This is a genomic window from Achromobacter sp. RW408, from assembly GCF_003184165.1.
Classification (GTDB): Bacteria; Pseudomonadota; Gammaproteobacteria; order Burkholderiales; family Burkholderiaceae_B; genus Achromobacter; species Achromobacter xylosoxidans.
The window spans coordinates 64,618-81,376 of record NZ_QHHO01000049.1; the positions used below are offsets into that span (position 1 = coordinate 64,618).

18 protein-coding genes are annotated in these 16,759 nt (G+C 60.5%); 13 read left to right on the plus strand and 5 right to left on the minus strand.

The window, feature by feature from the left end:
• Nucleotides 1-2 precede the first annotated feature (2 nt).
• From DK459_RS19815 to DK459_RS30475, 3 genes are all read left to right on the plus strand, one after another.
• Nucleotides 3-1,430, plus strand: coding sequence for an efflux transporter outer membrane subunit (locus DK459_RS19815; protein WP_070541018.1), 1,428 nt, complete (start codon nucleotides 3-5; stop codon nucleotides 1,428-1,430).
• A 342-nt stretch (nucleotides 1,431-1,772) separates the two neighbouring features.
• Entirely contained in the window at nucleotides 1,773-2,681 is a 909-nt protein-coding gene (locus DK459_RS19820; RefSeq protein ID WP_024067823.1) for a LysR substrate-binding domain-containing protein, read from the plus strand.
• 192 nt (nucleotides 2,682-2,873) lie between these two features.
• Nucleotides 2,874-3,734: a hypothetical protein gene (locus DK459_RS30475; RefSeq protein ID WP_131726805.1), complete on the plus strand. Its 861-nt coding sequence runs from the start codon at nucleotides 2,874-2,876 to the stop codon at nucleotides 3,732-3,734.
• 9 nt (nucleotides 3,735-3,743) lie between these two features.
• Here the strand turns inward: DK459_RS30475 and DK459_RS30820 are convergent, their stop codons facing one another.
• Complete coding sequence (locus tag DK459_RS30820; RefSeq protein WP_146221912.1) at nucleotides 3,744-4,064, minus strand: hypothetical protein; 321 nt, start codon at nucleotides 4,062-4,064, stop codon at nucleotides 3,744-3,746.
• On the opposite strand from DK459_RS30820, the gene DK459_RS30485 reads away from it, so the two are divergent.
• From DK459_RS30485 to DK459_RS19855, 9 genes are all read left to right on the plus strand, one after another.
• Nucleotides 4,044-4,454 carry a hypothetical protein gene (locus DK459_RS30485; protein WP_131727120.1) on the plus strand — a complete coding sequence of 137 codons (411 nt, stop codon included), beginning with the start codon at nucleotides 4,044-4,046 and terminating at the stop codon, nucleotides 4,452-4,454. The two genes, DK459_RS30820 and DK459_RS30485, sit on opposite strands and share 21 nt — an antisense overlap.
• Nucleotides 4,455-4,859: 405 nt before the next feature.
• Nucleotides 4,860-5,702, plus strand: a complete 843-nt coding sequence (locus DK459_RS30490) for a hypothetical protein (RefSeq protein ID WP_131728518.1) — start codon at nucleotides 4,860-4,862, stop codon at nucleotides 5,700-5,702.
• 526 nt (nucleotides 5,703-6,228) lie between these two features.
• Complete coding sequence (locus tag DK459_RS30495) at nucleotides 6,229-7,071, plus strand: hypothetical protein (protein WP_133425075.1); 843 nt, start codon at nucleotides 6,229-6,231, stop codon at nucleotides 7,069-7,071.
• A 352-nt stretch (nucleotides 7,072-7,423) separates the two neighbouring features.
• Nucleotides 7,424-7,834, plus strand: coding sequence for a hypothetical protein (locus DK459_RS30500; protein WP_146221913.1), 411 nt, complete (start codon nucleotides 7,424-7,426; stop codon nucleotides 7,832-7,834).
• 86 nt (nucleotides 7,835-7,920) lie between these two features.
• On the plus strand, nucleotides 7,921-8,640 hold the full coding sequence (locus DK459_RS19835) for an ABC transporter ATP-binding protein (protein ID WP_110135009.1): 720 nt from the start codon (nucleotides 7,921-7,923) through the stop codon (nucleotides 8,638-8,640).
• A gap of 90 nt (nucleotides 8,641-8,730) precedes the next feature.
• Nucleotides 8,731-9,849, plus strand: a complete 1,119-nt coding sequence (locus DK459_RS19840; protein ID WP_233256836.1) for an ABC transporter permease — start codon at nucleotides 8,731-8,733, stop codon at nucleotides 9,847-9,849.
• Nucleotides 9,850-9,859: 10 nt separating this feature from the next.
• Nucleotides 9,860-11,323, plus strand: a complete 1,464-nt coding sequence (locus DK459_RS19845) for a TolC family protein (RefSeq protein ID WP_233256837.1) — start codon at nucleotides 9,860-9,862, stop codon at nucleotides 11,321-11,323.
• Nucleotides 11,316-12,590, plus strand: a complete 1,275-nt coding sequence (locus DK459_RS19850) for an efflux RND transporter periplasmic adaptor subunit (RefSeq protein WP_110135011.1) — start codon at nucleotides 11,316-11,318, stop codon at nucleotides 12,588-12,590. The genes DK459_RS19845 and DK459_RS19850 overlap by 8 nt, the downstream gene beginning before the upstream one ends.
• 48 nt (nucleotides 12,591-12,638) lie before the next feature.
• A complete protein-coding gene (locus tag DK459_RS19855) occupies nucleotides 12,639-13,475 on the plus strand; it encodes a ThiF family adenylyltransferase (RefSeq protein ID WP_054443185.1) in 837 nt (278 codons plus the stop codon).
• Between the two features lie 43 nt (nucleotides 13,476-13,518).
• Here DK459_RS19855 and DK459_RS19860 read toward each other — a convergent pair whose 3' ends face one another.
• The 4 genes from DK459_RS19860 to DK459_RS30635 all read right to left on the minus strand — a co-directional run bounded on the left by DK459_RS19860 (nucleotide 13,519) and on the right by DK459_RS30635 (nucleotide 15,851).
• Complete coding sequence (locus DK459_RS19860) at nucleotides 13,519-13,830, minus strand: non-heme iron oxygenase ferredoxin subunit (RefSeq protein WP_024067829.1); 312 nt, start codon at nucleotides 13,828-13,830, stop codon at nucleotides 13,519-13,521.
• A 15-nt stretch (nucleotides 13,831-13,845) separates the two neighbouring features.
• A complete protein-coding gene (locus DK459_RS19865; RefSeq protein ID WP_049053759.1) occupies nucleotides 13,846-14,319 on the minus strand; it encodes a nuclear transport factor 2 family protein in 474 nt (157 codons plus the stop codon).
• Nucleotides 14,320-14,321: 2 nt separating this feature from the next.
• The gene (locus DK459_RS19870) at nucleotides 14,322-15,557 is read right to left on the minus strand and encodes an aromatic ring-hydroxylating dioxygenase subunit alpha (protein WP_053498310.1); all 1,236 of its coding nucleotides are present in this window, start codon (nucleotides 15,555-15,557) and stop codon (nucleotides 14,322-14,324) included.
• A gap of 126 nt (nucleotides 15,558-15,683) precedes the next feature.
• Entirely contained in the window at nucleotides 15,684-15,851 is a 168-nt protein-coding gene (locus tag DK459_RS30635; RefSeq protein WP_153228280.1) for a hypothetical protein, read from the minus strand.
• Between DK459_RS30635 and DK459_RS19875 the strand changes: the two genes are divergently transcribed.
• Entirely contained in the window at nucleotides 15,850-16,752 is a 903-nt protein-coding gene (locus DK459_RS19875; protein ID WP_006388935.1) for a LysR family transcriptional regulator, read from the plus strand. The two genes, DK459_RS30635 and DK459_RS19875, sit on opposite strands and share 2 nt — an antisense overlap.
• The last annotated feature ends 7 nt before the right edge of the window (nucleotides 16,753-16,759 follow it).

The window sequence follows — 16,759 nt, forward strand, 5'->3', positions numbered from 1 at the left end:
CGATGAAAGCTGTTTCCCTGATCCGCAAACCCGCCGCTCTGGCTCTGGCGCTGGCCCTGGCCGGCTGCGGCGGCCTGCTCAAGAGCGAATACGAAACGCCGCGGACGCAGTCGCCGGCCGCCTGGCGCCACGGCGCGGGCGCCGACGCGCCCGCCAACGCGCTGGCCGCTGGCGGCGCCTGGTGGCGCAATTTCAACGACCCGGTGCTGGACGGCCTGGTCGATGGCGCGCTGGCGCGCAACAACGACCTGGCCGCCGCCGCCATCCGCGTGCGCCGCGCGCAATTGCAGGCCGGGCTGGCGCAGGACCAACTTATCCCGCAACTGTCCGGCACCGGCAACGTGACGCGCGCGCGCAACCTGCGCGGCGAACGCGAAATCACGCGCACCAACAGCGCCGAACTGTCGATCGGCTACGAGGTCGACCTGTGGGGCAAGCTGTCGCGCCAGCTCGACGCCGCCGAGTGGGAAGCGCTCGCCAGCGAGCAGGACCGCCAAAGCTCCGCGCTGTCGCTGGTGGGCACCACCGCCACGCTGTATTGGCAGACCGCCTTCATCAACCAGCGCATCGCCAGCAGCCTGGAGAGCATCGCCTACGCCCGCAAGACGCAGGAACTGGTGCGCGCGCAATATGCCGCCGGCGGCGCCTCGGCGCTGGAAGTGGCCGAGGCCGAGCAGACCGTGGCCAGCCAGCAGGCGGCGCATGCGCTGCTGGTGCAGCAGCGCGTGGAATACGTGAACGCGCTGGCGATCCTGTTCGACGGCCCGCCCGACCGCACCATGGCCGACCCGCAACGCCTGCCGCAGTACCCGCTGCCGCAGGCGCGCGAAGGCGTGCCGGCCGAACTGCTGGGCCGCCGTCCCGACCTGCGCGCCGCCGAACTGCGCCTGCGGGAGTCGCTGTCGAACATTGACGCGGCCCGCGCCAGTTTCTACCCGACGCTGAACCTGACCGGCGCGCTGGGCAGCTCCAGCCCGACGCTGTCGAATGTGCTGCAGAACCCCGTGGGCACGCTGACGGGGGCGCTGACGCTGCCGTTCCTTCAATTCAACCGCCTGAACCTGAACCTGAAGGTCTCGCGCGCGGATTTCGACGAACGGGTGGTGAGCTTCCGCCAGGCGCTGTACCAGGCCATGGCGGATGTGGAAAACGCGTTGTCGAACCGGACGCAGTTGCGCCTGCAGGCGGAGCAGTTGGACGCGTCGCTGAAGGCGGCGCGCGAGGCGGAGCGCCTGTACGAGGTGCGCTACCGAGCCGGTTCGGTGTCGTTGCGGTTCTGGTTGGATGCGCAAGAGAAGCGGCGCACCGCCGAGATCGCGCGGGATGAGAACGCCCTGAATCGATTGGTGAATCAGGTGAAGGTCTATCAGGCGCTGGGAGGGGACGATGTCGTCGTCATGGCCGGTGCTGGCGCGGTGGACGGCCGATGAGCGGATCGCGCCCATTAGCGCGTTGAAAAAAAACCGGCGTCGGCGCGCGATATCGCCGGCGCCAGCGCTGAAATCCGATCGCGTTCGACCCTCCGGGCAGCGTCAACTTCGATATTGGCTCGGGCAGTTCGCAAGCTGACCCGCAGCGCTTCGGCCTGTTCCCGAATCGTCGCCCATGCCGTCAGATTCGGACGGTTTCACCTGATGCAATAGAAGACGGAAAGCAGCGTCAGCCGACGCTGAATCATGAAGGCCGTCGCTACAATCGATTGACCGCGCAATACCCCGCCAGACTGATCACGTTCACCGCAACGTACGATCACCGTCACCGAAATACTCAGAATGAACTTGCGACTGCTGAAGTACTTCGCTGTGTTGGCCGACGAGTTGAACTATCGCCGCGCCGCCGAACGGCTGCATATTGAAATCTCGCCGTTGTCTCGGGCGATTCAATCGCTGGAAACCACCTTGGGGGTGTCTCTTTTTGTGCGCTCCAACCGCGGCACCCTGCTCACGCCGGAGGGGGAGGCGCTACGGGAACACATCCCGGCCATATTCAGTGCAATCGGCCATGCACGCGACAGCGTCCTAGGCGTGGCCGTTGGCAATCGCGGCGCGCTACATATTGCCCTGTCAGAAGGAATGAACCCGACGCGATTGGCCGCGTTGATGGCCGGTTGCCGCGCGGACGAGCCGCGCGTGGTCATCCATTTTTCGGAGGTGCCGTTCGCCCAGCAGCTCGCAGGCCTGGACCAAGGCCTTTACGACCTGGGTTTCGCGCCATCCGACCACGTGGGCCGCGGCATCGTGGCTGAACGAGCCTGGCAAGATCCGATCCATGTGGTCCTCCCCACCGGCCACCCGTTGCTGGCGATGGAAGTGATTCCCTTGAGCGAGGTTCTCAGGCATCCCCTGGTACTTGGCGATCCGAAGTATTGCGAGGGATGCCGCCAGCAAATCGACCGCTTGATCAGTAAGGGTTCGGCCCAACCTCTCGTGGCGGCGCAGGTGCAGTCGACCTATCTCATGCTTTCGATGGTGGCCGCTGGCGTCGGCCTCGCACTGGTGGGCGCTTCCCAGGCCCTTTCAAACTGGGAACTCGGCATCCTCAGCCGCCCGCTGGCCGAGCCGGCGGCGTTGACGACTTGGCTCCTGCGCTCAACCCGTGTCGCACGCCAGAACGTGGCGCGCTTCGTTGAGCGGGTGATTGCCATGCGCGAAGACACCTCTCCACCTTCCCGCGCGCGGTAAACGGCCACTATCGGCGCGTGAGCCCGGCTCGATCACATCCCCACGTTACCTTTTGGGCCTATCACGTTGCCCATAAGGCAACGTGATAGGCCTTTCGCCGTTCTAGATTGAAAGGTCCAATTCCCTGTCTTTGTGGCGCTTTTGGAAAAGAAGTCAGGGGTGTCAATTGCTGGAATCAATCAGGAGCTGCTTGTGCAAGTATCCAATTCAACGCTGTCAGGTCCGAGCGGCCCGCTCGGATTCAACTATTCGTCCACGCGGTTCACCACCGACGCGAATGGGGAAGCTCGCTTTACCGAAGTCATGGGTTCTGCGAAGCAAAAATATATCGAAAGTTCCCCCGCATCGAAGGCCGTGACCCTGTCTGATAAGGCGGTGGCGCTGTCAAGCCAGGAGACCGAAGATGAGGATGCAGATCTCAGCTTGTTGGCGTGCTGGACACCGGAAGCTCTGGCGCGTTTCGCAAATAACTATACAGAGGCCGAACGGTATCAGAAGCTCGAGATTATGGTTTTCAATAGCGCATATACGCCAGGGCACGATTGCAGCGAACTCACGTCGGAGGGCGGGCCCATATATTATGGGACCACGAGAATTCTGGTCACGCCCGAAAGGGAGGCCGCGTTAAAGCGGCAGCACGATACATTTGCAGCTCAACAGGAAGCCTTGTATGTCACCGAAATGAGTAAGGGGAGCTCGGCTATGGATATCTACAAGAAGATCGGGAAGCTGATTTTGGCGCAGCCGGATGATTTTGCCTATAAATTTGGGATTAGTGTCAAATATCGCGAAAGAATGGATGCTCTTACCGCGGCTTATAACAGTGCGCATAATAGCCAGTTTGGCAGGCATGTCGATCATTCCTCATCTAGTATGCCACTCTCGAATGAGTCGAAGGTTGACGCATTGGTGAAAGCGAAGACTGGCCTTGCGCATAATTCCGTATTGCAAAAAGCGAGTGATCTAGAGCGGCAGCGGCAACAAATATTAATGGACCTGCTTCATGGGAAAGCAGGTTTTAGGTCTAAATCTGCATCCAGCCACCGAGTGTAGGTTGTAAATTTAAAAGTCCTGCGCCCGGGCTGTTTTTAGAAAAAATTCCTGGCAGAAGTGGTGCTCGATGATTTTCATCGGGCATTTTTTATTTCGTAATCTGGCCGGTTTTGCCTGATTTATAAGGTCACGCGTGTTCCAAAAATAGCAATATGCGAGTTCGCGGCCGCGTTCAAATTGAGGTGGCAGGTCGTCAACCTGCTTCACCCTGCATGTTGACCAAGTATTTGAAGCATAAGTCATCCCAAGGGTGAGTTCGGCATCAGTCGATGATTGGTGCATAGTCAACGTACCCCATGGAGAGATTTTATGAAAAATCGATTGTTGCATGTTTCGGTTGTTACTTCGCTTTTGTTCTCCGGCAGCGCGTTTGCCGGTGATTATGTATGGTCCACCTATAAGAGTGGCGACTATGTGTCGAGAAGAGGAGGAACCGCCACGGTTGTGTATCAACCCAGCAACTTCATGGTTTCGCCAGTGGGAAAGACTATCACTGGTGTGCAAGTCCAGCTTCAAGATAGCTCGCAGGCAAATGTATCGATGAGCCTTTGCTATAACGGATCGTTCGAATGCTATCCGATAGCCTATGACGGGAGAGTCTTCACAATGTTTAATGGCAAGTTAGCAGATAAGCCGTTTACTGTGAAATATACCGGTACCGGCCTCGGTCCATATCCCCGTTACATCCTCGCCACGATGGTGGTGTATTACAACGATTAAGTAAGCCTCAGCGATAGCGACTTATCGAGATCTCGCGATAAATCGCTATCGAGCATGTTGGGTGCAATATGGGTATTGTGAGCCGATGCAAATCGCATGTGCAACGCGCTCAGCACCCAACTTTCATATTACGCATGCCAGCGGTGCCTATAGCATGGGCGGCCCACCTTGTGCTCTGTGTGGTGCTAGGCCCAGGTATTCATCTATTTGCTGGTTGCTCGGAACCCACGTTGGCAGATCGGCATCGTCAACTTTTGTGTGAGCCATGATCCGCGCATTAAAGCCGCCAATACCTGGAGATCCACTCGTGTGTTGCCCTTTTGGTATCACGCCTTTCTCATAAAGCAACGCGAGGACTGCTCGCTGTTTTAAATTGGAAGATAAAATTTCTCGCAGGAGTTTTCAATGCAGATATCTACTTCAACGCTAGTTGGCCCTCGCGCTCTGCTCGGAGTAAAAGATCCGTCGACGCGCCTCGCTACGGATGTGACTGATGAATCTACTTTCGCCGAAGTCATGGGTTCGGTTAAAGAGAATCATCTTGAAAGCCCGTCGGAATCGAAAGCCGTGATTCTGTCCGATGAAGCATTGGTCCTGGCAAATAAAGAAGCGGACGAGGACGCTGATCTCAGTTTGTTAGCGTGCTGGACACCAACTGAGTTGGCTCGATTTGATAGAAACTATACTGAGGAAGAGCGGTTTCAGCGCCTTGAGACTATGGTTTTTAATAGCGGATACTCTCCTGCGCATGATTGCACAGAGGCCATCTATGGAGGGCCGACTTATTATACGACCACGAGGGTACTTGTAACGCCTGAAAGTGAAGTTATCGATAGGCGACAGTCCGAGGCGTTCGTTGCCCAGTTGCAATCCATGTATAGAGCAGAAGTGGGGAAGGGTAGTTCGGCAATGGATATTTACAAGAAGATTGGTAAATTGATTTTGTCTCAACCCGATGATTTCGCTTATAGATTCGGATTTAGTGTCAAGTTTCGAGAGACGGTGGAGTCGATGCCTCAGTGGGGGGCTCGTGGCAATCCGTTCGAAGGGTGTGATGATTCCTTTTCGCTCAGGTATGACCCCCCTGATGAATCGGGCGTCGATACGTTGGTAAAAATAAAAGGGGGGATATCCCAAAAAACCATAATGCAGAAAGCCCATGACATGGAACGGGATAGGCAGTATTTTCTGATGGATTTGCTTTACGGAAACGCGGGGCATAAGTCGAAATTGGCATCTGGCCGTTGAATCTATTCTATTGACGTGGCTATTGAGGTTGTTCTTGTTCAGGGCGCAAAGATGTCGCACCGTCCGTTTATTCAAATCACCCATGTCAGCCATGCCTATCGCAAAGGCAGCCAATCAGTGAGCGTGCTGCGCGATGTGACATTTGAGATTCACCCCGGCGAAACCTGCGCGCTGCTTGGGCGTCCGGTTCCGGCAAGAGCACCTTGCTCAATATCCCGGGCTTGCTCGACCGGCTTTCGGCGGACCGGTTCCTACCTGGGAAACCCCGCTAGGGGGCAACTCCCGGCAACAGAAAAACCTCATCAGGTTGACTAGCCATTGCCGGGCGAATTGCTCCCTATGTGTGCAGTGAGTACCGCCTTCGGGTGGGTTGCCCGTACGTTACCTTTTCGGTCTGGCGCGTTTCTTATAAGGCAACGTCAAGGGCCACTCGCCGTTCTAGATTGAAAGATCCAATTCCTTGCCCTTGCGCCCATTTGGAGAACAGCCAATGGCATCAATGGCTTGAATCAATCAGGAGCTACTTGTGCAAGTATCCAATTCAACGCTGTCAGGTCCGAGCGGCCCGCTCGGCTTCAACTATTCGTCGACGCGGTTCACTACTGACGCGAATGGGGAAGCCCGCTTCACCGAAGTCATGGGTTCTGCGAAGCAAAAATATATCGAAAGCTCCCCCGCATCGAAGGCCGTGACCCTGTCTGATAAGGCGGTGGCGCTGTCAAGCCAGGAGGCTGACGACGAGGATGCAGACCTGAGCTTGTTGGTGTGCTGGACACCTGATTGGTTGGCTCGTTTTGCCAATCAATATACAGAGGCCGAACAGTATGAACAACTAAAAACCTGGGTTTTTAATGACTATTCTCCTGGATTTGATTGTTCTGATTATATTCACGGAGGAGATTTATATTATGCAACAACTAGAATTCCGGTTACTCCTGAAAGTGAGATGATAGATAAAAAACAATCCAATGCATTTGTTGCTGACCTGAAATCGATGTATGCAGTCGAGATGAGTAAAGGCAGCTCGGCGATGGATATCTATAAAAAAATAGGAAGACTGATTCTGTCCCAGCCGGATGATTTCGCATACAAATTCGGATTCAGTGTCAAGTTTCGAGAGAAGGTGGAGTCTATGCCTCAATGGGGAGGACATGGCGATCCGTTCGAGGGGGGCGGCGGTTCTTTCTCCTTCAAATATGACCCGCCAGGCGAATCAAAGGACGGGGCCCTGATGCAGGCTAAGGACGGGTTTTCACGCAGAATGTTGCTACAGATGGCGCATGATATGGAAAGGCATAGGCAATATATCCTGATGGATTTGCTCTATCGTAGTGTGAATCAAAAGCCGACGTTGATATCTGGTCTTTGAATGTAGATTGTTGTCTCTGGATTTGTTCTGCTGTAATTCTCATGGAAGATATGGTGCCCGATTAATATCGTCGGGCGTTTTTTTAGACAAAGTGCGTTGATGGCGATTTTTTTATGTGCTGAAAAGCTGCTGGTAATGATTTGGTCGATGTTTCTGTGGTCTGACCTATTTGGTCGCTAGTGTTCCAAAAATAGAAATATGCGATGTTCTTTATGCGCTCCAATTGAAGGACAGGTTATCCAATCTGTTCACCTTGTGCGTTGATAAGGTGATAGCGGTAGAAGCCATCCCGCGGGTGAGTTCGGCATCAGTCAATGATTGATGTGCTGTCTGTATTTTGTGGAGAAATCTAATGAAAAATAAGTTGCTGCGTTTTTTGGTTGTTGCTTCGCTGTTGTTCTCCGGTAGTGCGTTTGCCGGTGATTATGTGTGGTCCACTTATAAAAGTGGCGACTATCTGTCACGAAGAGGAGGCACCGCTACTGTTGTTTATCAACCTAGCAATTTTCTTGTCTCACCAGTAGGAAAGAAAATTAAAGGCGTTCAAATTCAAATTCAGGATAGCTCACAGGCAAATGTGTCGGCGCTGGTTTGCTATAACGGTGGGGTCAGTTGCGCCTCGTTATCCTCGAGTGGGCAGATATCCCATTATTTTGACGGAAATTCTGCTGATAAGCCGTTTTCTGTAACGTATACCGGGACAGGTGTCGGGCCATATCCTCGTTATATTCTTGCCGCGATGGTGGTTTATTACAACGACTAAGAGAGTTGTAATGGATAGCGACTTATCTTCAATTTGACGATAAGTCGCTATAAAGAGATATAAGTCGATTCTGGACCTTGTGACTGATGTGGATTGCAGATTCGTGGGGCCATCCGCTCATTCAAATCACACGTGTCCGCCATGCTTATCGCAAAGGCAGCCAATCAGTAAGCGTGCTGCGCGATGTGACACTTGAGCTCCACCCCGGCGAAACCTGCGCGCTGCTTGGGGCGTCCGGTTCCGGCAAGAGCACCTTGCTCAATATCCTGGGCTTGCTCGACCGGCCGTCGGCCGGCCAGCTCCTGTTTCGCGGACGCGACATGCTGGGTATCGACGAGAACGCCCGCGCCTGGGTTCGCAATCGAGAGATCGGGTTCGTTTTCCAGTCCTTCAACCTGTTGCCCCGTATGAACGCCCTCGATAACGTTGCCTTGCCACTGTTCTATCGTGGTATCCCGCGAGCGCCGGCGCGGGCCACGGCCATGGATTGGCTTCGTCAAGTTGGATTGGCCGATCGCGGCGGGCATCTCCCTGCCGATCTCTCCGGCGGGCAGCGCCAGCGGGTAGCCATTGCCCGCGCCTTGGTCGGCAATCCCTCCGTCATTCTTGCGGACGAACCGACCGGTAATCTGGATCAAGCTTCAGCCGAGAGCATCGTGGCCTTGCTCATGGGGCTGAATCGCGAGCGGGCGGTCACGATCGTGATGGTGACGCATGATGCCAACCTGGCCGCCCGCTTCTCGCGCCAGATTCATATGCGCGACGGTGTACTGCATGAACCCTGCCACTGCGACGAAAGGCGTTGATTTCCGGTGTTCCAGTGCATGGGCGGTCCATCGCTGACGCAAACTGCGCTGCAAGCGGCTGACAGCCTGCGCCAGATGGGTCGGAGGGCCTTGTTGGCTTTGCTCGGCATCGTGGTCGGCAGCACCGCCATCATCGCGCTCCTGAACATCGGGCATAGCGCCGCCGAACAGGTGATGCGCATGTTCAAGGACATGGGTACGGACGTCCTGGTGGTGACTTTCCCGGTGACGGGCGCCAAGCCGCGCGCGCTGCCCCGCACGCTGGATGCCGGCGCGTTGGCGCAAGCCGTGCCGGGCATCCGCCATGCGGCGCCCCTGTCGGTCTACAACGTGCCGCTGCGTTTCCCGGGGCGTACGATGGTTCCCAGGATCGTAGGCACGACGCCGGATCTTGCCGCCGCGATGAATCTGCGCATGGATCGCGGCCGTTTCCTGTCGCCGTTCGATCGTCATGCCACGTTTGCCGTCGTGGGTGCGGAAATCGCGCGTGAACTGGGCAGTCCGGCGCATCCGCTCGCCCTGGGTGCCTCGCTGCAAATTGGCGGCTACTTCTATCAGGTCATCGGCGTCGCGCGCAGCATGAAGGGGAATCCGCTGATTCCGGTCGATGCGGACCGATCGGTGATCGTTCCCATTGAAGGGTTGCACCGATTGTTTCCCAAGCCTGAACTCGGCGCCATCCTGGCCAAGGCGACGCCTATGGCCGACCTTGTGGAAACGGCCAGCGCGCTGCGCGAGTATGTCGGCACGCAGGTGCCCGGCAGGGAGGTCCAGGTGGATATTCCCCGGCAGTTGATCGACGGTCTCGAGCGCCAATCCCGAACCTTTTCATATCTGCTCGCGGGGCTGGGCGCGATCTCATTGCTGGTGGGCGGCGTGGGCGTGATGAACGTGATGCTGATGAGTGTCTCCGAAAGGCGGCGCGAGATCGGCGTTCGCCTGGCGCTCGGGGCGACCCGGCGCGACATCCGCCTGTTGTTCCTCGCCGAGGCGGGTCTGTTGGCCATGGTGGGCGCGGCGCTGGGCGCAGTGTGCGGCGTTGGCGCGGCCTACGCTTTTGCGCGTTTCTCCGGTTGGGATTTCGTGCTGGCGCCCGCGTCCTTGCCCTTGGGGATGGGCACGGCGCTGCTGACGGGCTTGTTCTTCGGTTGGTATCCGGCCGTCGCGGCTTCGCGGCTGGAGCCTGTCCAGGCCTTGCGCGATGCGTAGTGCGGCGCGGATGCTCATCGTGGCGCTTGGGTTGGCGGCGCTGTCACCCGTGGCACGCGCGGGTGATGAGCCGTTGCCGTCTCGCCCGACCATGCCGTATCAGGCGCCGGCCGTGTTGGGCGAAGGCGTCGTCGATCTGACCTTGACCGATGCCGTCTTTCTCGGGTTGCGCGCCAATCGCGGCATACGGAGCGCCTACCTGACCCGCGTGGCGCAGAAGTTCGACCTGCGCGTGGCCGAGGATTTCTTTTCGCCCAAGCTTCTCGTTACCGGGCAGATCACCGGCAACCGCAATCAGGACGATCGTTCGCGGCAGGGGGTGCTTTCGCCCGCGGCAACGATGGTGGGGGAATTCGGCACGCGTTTCAGCCTGGGTTGGACCAGCCAATTGAGCAAGGCCAACCGGGCGGGCGGGTTCCGGGACGACGGCGTCACGCTCGCGATCATCCAACCCTTGCTGCGCGGCGCGGGCCGCGAGGTGGCAACCGCGCCCTTGCGCATGGCGCGCTTGATCGAGCAAAGCAATCGGCTGGCCTTGCAGGATTCGGTTTCCCAGACCGTCACGCAGATCGTCCAGGCCTACTGGCAATTGATGCGGGCGCAAGAGCAAGTCACCCTCGCCAAGGCGGCGTTGCAGCGTTCCCAAGCGCTTCTGGAGATCAACCAGGCGCTGATCGCCGCCGGACGCATGGCGCGGGTCGACCTGGTGCAGACGGAGGCCGATGTGGCCGCCCAGGAATTCAATGTCGAGAATGCCGATAACGATCTCAACGCCAGCCGATTGGTGTTGCTGCAACTGCTGGCCCTGGATCTGCGCAGCCGGATCCGGGCCAGCGACACGCCCGGGAAAAAGCCCTCGACGCTCGGCGTGCAGGATGCGCAGCGCATCGCGTTGACGCACCAACCGCGCTATTTGCAGCAGGTGATCGCCCGGGAACAGGCCGATATCAATCTTGTGGTCGCGCGCGACAACCGCCTGTGGGATGTTTCCCTGATGGGCGGCGCCAGCCAGGGGCGAACGAGGCGGTCGAGCCGTGCGGACGCGGTGTCCGATCGCCATTGGGACGGGTATGTGGGTGTCCAGGTCCAGATACCGATCGGGGACCTGAGCGCACGACAGGCTGAAGTCCATGCAAAAGCCGACGCGGACAACCAGGCGCTGCTGCTCGAAGACGCCGAACAGCAGTTGGCGCTGGACGTGAACAACGCGGTGCGGGAACTGGCCTCGCGATGGCGCCAGTACGAAATCGCGGGGCGCGTCCGCGATCTTTCACGCAAGAAGCTCGAGATCGAACACCAGAAACTGCAGGCAGGACGATCGAGCAATTTTCAGGTGCTGGCCTTTGAAACCGATCTACGCGGGGCGGAGAACGCCCGACTCAATGCCTTGATCGGCTATCTGGATGCACAGGCGCAGCTGGACCTGAAGCTTGGCATGACATTGCAAAGTTGGGGTATCTCGCTGAATGACTAAGCTCTCTGCCTATAAATCCGGCCTGATGGCGGCGGGCGTGGCCCTGCTTGCCGTCGCGGCGATCGCCTTTGCATGGCATCGGCCGTCTGGCGGCAGGGCGCAAGATAAACCCTCGCTCTGGACATTGGTTTCTCCTCGGCCGGTCGAGATTCGTCTGGGCGTGGCGGGAAAGATCGTTTCGGCGCAGATCGTCACAATCACGGCGCCTTTCGATGGCAATATCAAGTCGCTTGAGGTGTCGGAAGGGCAGCGGGTGGAGGCGGGCCAGCGCCTGCTCGAGATGGATGTGACCCAACTCGACATACAGCGACGCCAGGCGCTGAGCGAACAGATCAAGGCGCGCAAGGTCCTGAGCGACATCGATCACTGGGAGTCGGGCCCTGACGTCGCCCGCGCTCGTCAAACCCTGTCGAGCGCGCGTCTCAGCGTGAGCGACACGCATCAGAAGCTGGTTGAGACCAGGCAGCTCTATGAGCGCGGAATCGTGCCCCGCATGGAGCTGGATGCTTTGATCCAGCAGGAAAAGATGCAATCCCTGTCGGTGGCCTCGGCAGAGGCGGAACTCGCCAACGCCCGGGAACGCGGCAAGGGGCAAGCGCGGCAACTCGCGGAAATGGAACTGGCCAATGCCACGGCCAGGCTCAATGCGCTGGCCGATGAGGCCTCGGGCGGGGTGGTGGCGCCGTTTTCCGGCGTTGTGGTCCGAGTTCCGGGCAACGTCGATGGCAGGCAGGATGCCGCGGGAGCGCCATTGCAGGCGGGTACGAAGGTAGGGCAGGGCCAGGGGCTCTTGGCCATCGCCAACGTCGCGCGGGTCCATGTCGTGGCCAAGGTCGACGAGACGGATCTGAATCAGCTGCGTCCAGGCCAGCAGGTGGAAATACGTGGCGAAGGATTCAGGGACCTGGCGCTTTCCGGCGAATTGGAATCGATCGGGGTGCAGGGGCTCGAAGGAGACTCGCAGGCGGGCACGATGTATCGGGTGGTGATTGCATTGCCGCCGCTGACGGCGGCGCAACAGGCGGTGGTGCGGCTGGGAATGACGGCGAGCGCCTCGATCGTGATATTTCATGATGAGCAGGCGATGGTGGTGCCGGCCACGGCGATTCGGACTGACGCGGGAAAAAGCCTTGTCCGGTTTCGTGAATCGGCGAGCTCCCCCGAGCGGTCGGTCGTGGTCTCGGCCGGACCTGCCACGCCGGACGGGGTGGTCGTGACGGGCCTTGCACCGGGTTATGTCCGGGATGAATGGCAACCTTCGCCGTGAAAAGACCGGGGGGGATTGCCCGACGCGCGCCCATATAAAATACCCCCCATGACCGCTCCAGAAGAAAAAGCCGACATCGCCCGCCGCTTCGGCAGCCTGTCCCGCCTCTACGGCCCCGACGCTCCCGCCCGCCTCCAGAACGCCCACATCGCCGTCGCCGGCCTGGGTGGCGTAGGCTCGTGGACGGTGGAAGCGCTGGCCCGCTGCGGCGTCGGCGCCCTGACGCTGATCGACCTGGACCACATCGCCGAATCCAACGTCAACCGGCAGATCCACGCCCTGACGCAGACCCTGGGACAATCCAAGGTGGATGCCATGGCCGAACGCGTCCTGGCCATCAATCCCGAATGTCGCCTGACCCGTGTGGACGATTTCGTTTCTCCGGAAAACGTCGCGCAAGTGCTGCCCGGCCCCTACAGCGCCATCATCGACTGCACCGACCAGGCCGCGGCCAAGATCGCCATGATCCTGCATGCGCGGGCGCTGGGGATTCCGATGCTGCTGTGCGGCGGCGCCGGCGGCAAGACCGATCCGCTGGCGTTGCGCGCCGGCGACCTGTCGGCCGCGGTCAATGACGCCTTGCTGTCCAAGCTGCGCAACAAGCTGCGGCGCGAACACGGGTTTCCGCGCGCATCGGACAAGAATGGCAAGGCGCTCAAGCGCGTGCCGAAGATGGGGATTCATGCCCTGTGGTTCGATCAGCCCGCCATCCTGCCCGATGAATGGACGCGGCAGGCCGAGGCCGAGGACGATATGGGCGCCTCGGCGCAGGCCGTGGCGCCGCAGGGGTTGTCCTGCGCAGGCTATGGCTCGGTGGTCACCGTGACCGCGGCCATGGGCATGGCGGCCGCCAACGAGGCCTTGCGGCTGGCGTTGCAAGGCTAGCTGGGCGGCGACGGGCCCGTCACGGAACGCCGCCGCGCCCGGGTCACAGCGCCACGAACACCACGCCGTCCTCGATCCTGACCGGATAGGTCGCCAGGTTGTCGCGCAGCGGCGAACAGAGCGCGCGGCCGTCGCGCACGTCGAAGCGGCCCTGGTGCAGCGGGCACTCGATCTCGTGGCCCGTCAGGAAGCCGTCGCACAGGCGCGCATTGCCGTGCGTACAGAGGTTGTCGGTGGCGTAGACGTTGCCTTCCACGCCGTACAGCGCGATCTCGCGGTCGCCCGCCTGCACGGCGATCACGTCTTCGTCCGGCACGTCGGCCAGCGCGATGGCCTTGATCCAGTTCGTACTCATGTCTTGGTGTCCTGGTCAGATGGGGTAGATCAGCGAATTCGGGATCAGCTCGCTGTCGAAGATGCACAGGCGCGACTCGAACTTCAGCCCGTCGGGCGTCTGCCGGATCACGTCCAGGTAGCGGCCGACGTTGTAGACCGTGGTCAGCTGGTTCGGCTTGGTGCGGAACACCGCGTAGTTGGCTTCCGATTCGATGCGGTCGCCCTGCACCGACAGCACGCGCGGCGCGCCGACCACGTGGCGCTGGTAGTAGGGGTCGTGGAAGATGGTGTCGGTGGCGCCGTAGATGCGATCCTTGAGCATGCCGCGGCTCTCGAACGACATGGTCGCCAGCGGATAGCCGCGCTCGTGGTTCTCGCGCGGCAGCACCTTGTAGACGCAGTCCTCCAGGAAGAACTCCGGCCATTGCTCCCATTGCTCGGCGTCGAGCGCGGCGGCGTAGTCGGCGTACAGCCGGGTCAACTGGTAGTAGAGGGGAAAGTCCAGCATGTTCACGCCTCCGCTTCCATCACGCGGCGCCAGTAGGCGTACATCCCGCGGATCAGGGTTTCGGTCACCATGTGGTCGGTGTTCTCGGCGGTCTTGCCGCCCAGTTCGGCCACGCTGCGGTGCCAGGGCTTCTGCGCGAAGCCCGATTGCGAGAACTCGATGACCTCGCCGTCATCCGCCGAGACGAAGCCGGCCGGGCCGAACAGGTTGGCCTGGCGCAGGCGGCGCTGTGTCATCTCGGGGGTGTCGTCGGCGAAGCCGAAGTGGGTCCAGACGAAGTCGAAGGCGTCGTGGCCGACCGGCTGGATGTGGCGCGTGGACAGCGAGTTGACCTGCTGCTGGATGATGACGCTGGGGAACAGCGTCATCAGCACGGCGGTGGGGCCGTTCCACCAGGGTTCCGGCACGATGTCCAGGAAGCGGTCATCGTTCAGCGTCATCTGTTCCTTGAAGCTGGACACGCCGCTGGTGACGCTGCCCTTGCCGCCCTGGCCGCGGGTCGAGATCATGGCCGCGTGGCGGAAATGGCGGTCCATCTTCAGTTCCGAGCGGTTGTCGGCGCGCCACAGGCCGAAGGTGACGAACCAGGTGTGAAGCAGGCCGGGGTGGTACGGGTCCTTGATGTTCTCCTGCATCAGCTTCCAGTTGCCCGGGATGCGCTGGCGGCTGTAGCCGTGGATGACCAGTTGGCGGCCGTCGAAGACGCGGTCGAAGTAGTGCAGGATGTCCGGGCCCAGGTAGTCTTCCAGCGGCTCGACGTCGTGGTCGAACGAGGCGAACACCACGCCGTTGCGGCAGGCCACGGCCAGCTTGGTCAGGCCGTGATCCTCCGGCTTGAAATCGGGCGGCATGCCGCCATTGACGCGGCCGTCCTGCTTGACGCCGCGGCGGAACGGCACGCCGATCAGGTTGCCCTGCAGGTCGTAGTTCCACTGGTGGTAGGGGCAGACGAACTCGCTGCGGTTGCCGGAACGTTCGCGGCAGAACTGCACGCCGCGATGGGCGCAGACGTTCTCCACCACGCGCACCTGGCCGTCGTTGTCGCGCAGCAGGATGACGGAACGCTCGCCCACGGCGGTGCGCTTGAAGTCGCCGGGATTGGGGATTTCCGCTTCCAGGCCGACGTAGCTCCAGTGGCCGCGGTAGAAGAAACGCTCCAGCTCGCGCTGGTGCAGGGCGGCGTCGGTGTAGACGCCGAAGGGAATGCGGTGGCTGCCGTCGCCCTGCCAGGGGGGCATGAACGACAGCGGCTGTTCGCGGGCGGCGCTGGCGGGGCAGGCAGAGTTGGCGGCGGCGCCGGCGATCGCGTCCGGCGCGCTATCCAGGGGAGTGTTCATCGGCGGCCTCCGGCGAGGCGGCCGCGCCTACAGGGCGTGACGGGGGGATGGCGCATGGTTGTCTCCTTCATCCATCGGAGCCTGCGCGACATCGGCGCAGGCGTTTGTTGCATCATCGGCCAGGGTGTGAAATAAATAAATAGAATCTGGATGATGACAACAATCACCAAAATAAATATTGGTGGAGACAAGCATGAACCTGCAAGACATGGACTTGAACCTGCTGGTCGTGTTCAACGAGCTGTGCAAGCACGGCCGGGTGTCGGCGGTGGCGCAGAACCTGGGCATCTCGCAGCCGGGGGTCAGCAACGCGCTGGGGCGGTTGCGCAAACTGCTGGGCGACGAGCTGTTCCTGCGCACCTCGCGCGGCATGGTGCCCACGCCCTATGCCGAGGCGCTGGCGCAGCCGATCGCCGACGCGCTGGCGGCGCTGCACGGCACGCTCAATGCGCGCGCCAGCTTCGATCCTGCGCGCAGCGAGCGCGCCTTCGTCATCGGCGTCAACGACGTCGGCGAGACCTACTTCCTGCCGCGCCTGATGCGGGCGCTGGACGATGCCGCGCCCGGCGTCACCATCCGCACGGTGCGCACCACCTCGATCGACGTGAAGGACGAGATGGAGCGCGGTCGCATCGACCTGGCGATGGGCTTTTTGCCGGGCCTGAAGCACGGTTTCTTCCAGCGCCGGCTGTTCCGCCAGCCCTATGTGTGCATCTTTCGCGAGGATCATCCGCTGGCGCGCACCGGCGTGTCGGCGCGGCAGTTCCGCGCCGCCGAGCATGTCGCCATCGTGTCGGAGGGCACCGGCCACGGGGTGGTGGACCAGGTGATCGAGCAGGCCGGCATCCGCCGGCGCCTGCGCCTGACGGTGCCGCATTTCATGGCGGTGGGGCCGGTGCTGCAGGCCACCGACATGATCGCGGTGGTGCCGCGGCGCTTCGCCGATTGCGCCTGCAAGCCCTTCGGCCTGGCCACCGCGCCCTGTCCGGTGAAGATCCCCGAGTCCGTCATCAACGTGTTCTGGCACGCCCGCAACCACCGCGAGCCGGCCAACCAGTGGCTGCGGCAGGTGGTGGTGGAGCAGTTCGCGGATTAGGGGACCG

Excerpts from the sequence above, each read along its gene's own strand:
- DK459_RS19815 (WP_070541018.1), top strand. The coding sequence starts at position 3 with ATGAAAGCTGTTTCCCTGATCCGCAAACCCGCCGCTCTGGCTCTGGCG.
- DK459_RS19820 (WP_024067823.1), top strand. The coding sequence starts at position 1,773 with ATGAACTTGCGACTGCTGAAGTACTTCGCTGTGTTGGCCGACGAGTTG.
- DK459_RS30485 (WP_131727120.1), top strand. The coding sequence starts at position 4,044 with ATGAAAAATCGATTGTTGCATGTTTCGGTTGTTACTTCGCTTTTGTTC.
- DK459_RS30820 (WP_146221912.1), bottom strand. The coding sequence starts at position 4,064 with ATGCAACAATCGATTTTTCATAAAATCTCTCCATGGGGTACGTTGACT.
- DK459_RS30490 (WP_131728518.1), top strand. The coding sequence starts at position 4,860 with ATGCAGATATCTACTTCAACGCTAGTTGGCCCTCGCGCTCTGCTCGGA.
- DK459_RS30500 (WP_146221913.1), top strand. The coding sequence starts at position 7,424 with ATGAAAAATAAGTTGCTGCGTTTTTTGGTTGTTGCTTCGCTGTTGTTC.
- DK459_RS19835 (WP_110135009.1), top strand. The coding sequence starts at position 7,921 with ATGTGGATTGCAGATTCGTGGGGCCATCCGCTCATTCAAATCACACGT.
- DK459_RS19845 (WP_233256837.1), top strand. The coding sequence starts at position 9,860 with ATGCTCATCGTGGCGCTTGGGTTGGCGGCGCTGTCACCCGTGGCACGC.
- DK459_RS19850 (WP_110135011.1), top strand. The coding sequence starts at position 11,316 with ATGACTAAGCTCTCTGCCTATAAATCCGGCCTGATGGCGGCGGGCGTG.
- DK459_RS19855 (WP_054443185.1), top strand. The coding sequence starts at position 12,639 with ATGACCGCTCCAGAAGAAAAAGCCGACATCGCCCGCCGCTTCGGCAGC.
- DK459_RS19860 (WP_024067829.1), bottom strand. The coding sequence starts at position 13,830 with ATGAGTACGAACTGGATCAAGGCCATCGCGCTGGCCGACGTGCCGGAC.
- DK459_RS19865 (WP_049053759.1), bottom strand. The coding sequence starts at position 14,319 with ATGCTGGACTTTCCCCTCTACTACCAGTTGACCCGGCTGTACGCCGAC.
- DK459_RS19870 (WP_053498310.1), bottom strand. The coding sequence starts at position 15,557 with ATGCCCCCCTGGCAGGGCGACGGCAGCCACCGCATTCCCTTCGGCGTC.
- DK459_RS19875 (WP_006388935.1), top strand. The coding sequence starts at position 15,850 with ATGAACCTGCAAGACATGGACTTGAACCTGCTGGTCGTGTTCAACGAG.
- DK459_RS30635 (WP_153228280.1), bottom strand. The coding sequence starts at position 15,851 with ATGCTTGTCTCCACCAATATTTATTTTGGTGATTGTTGTCATCATCCA.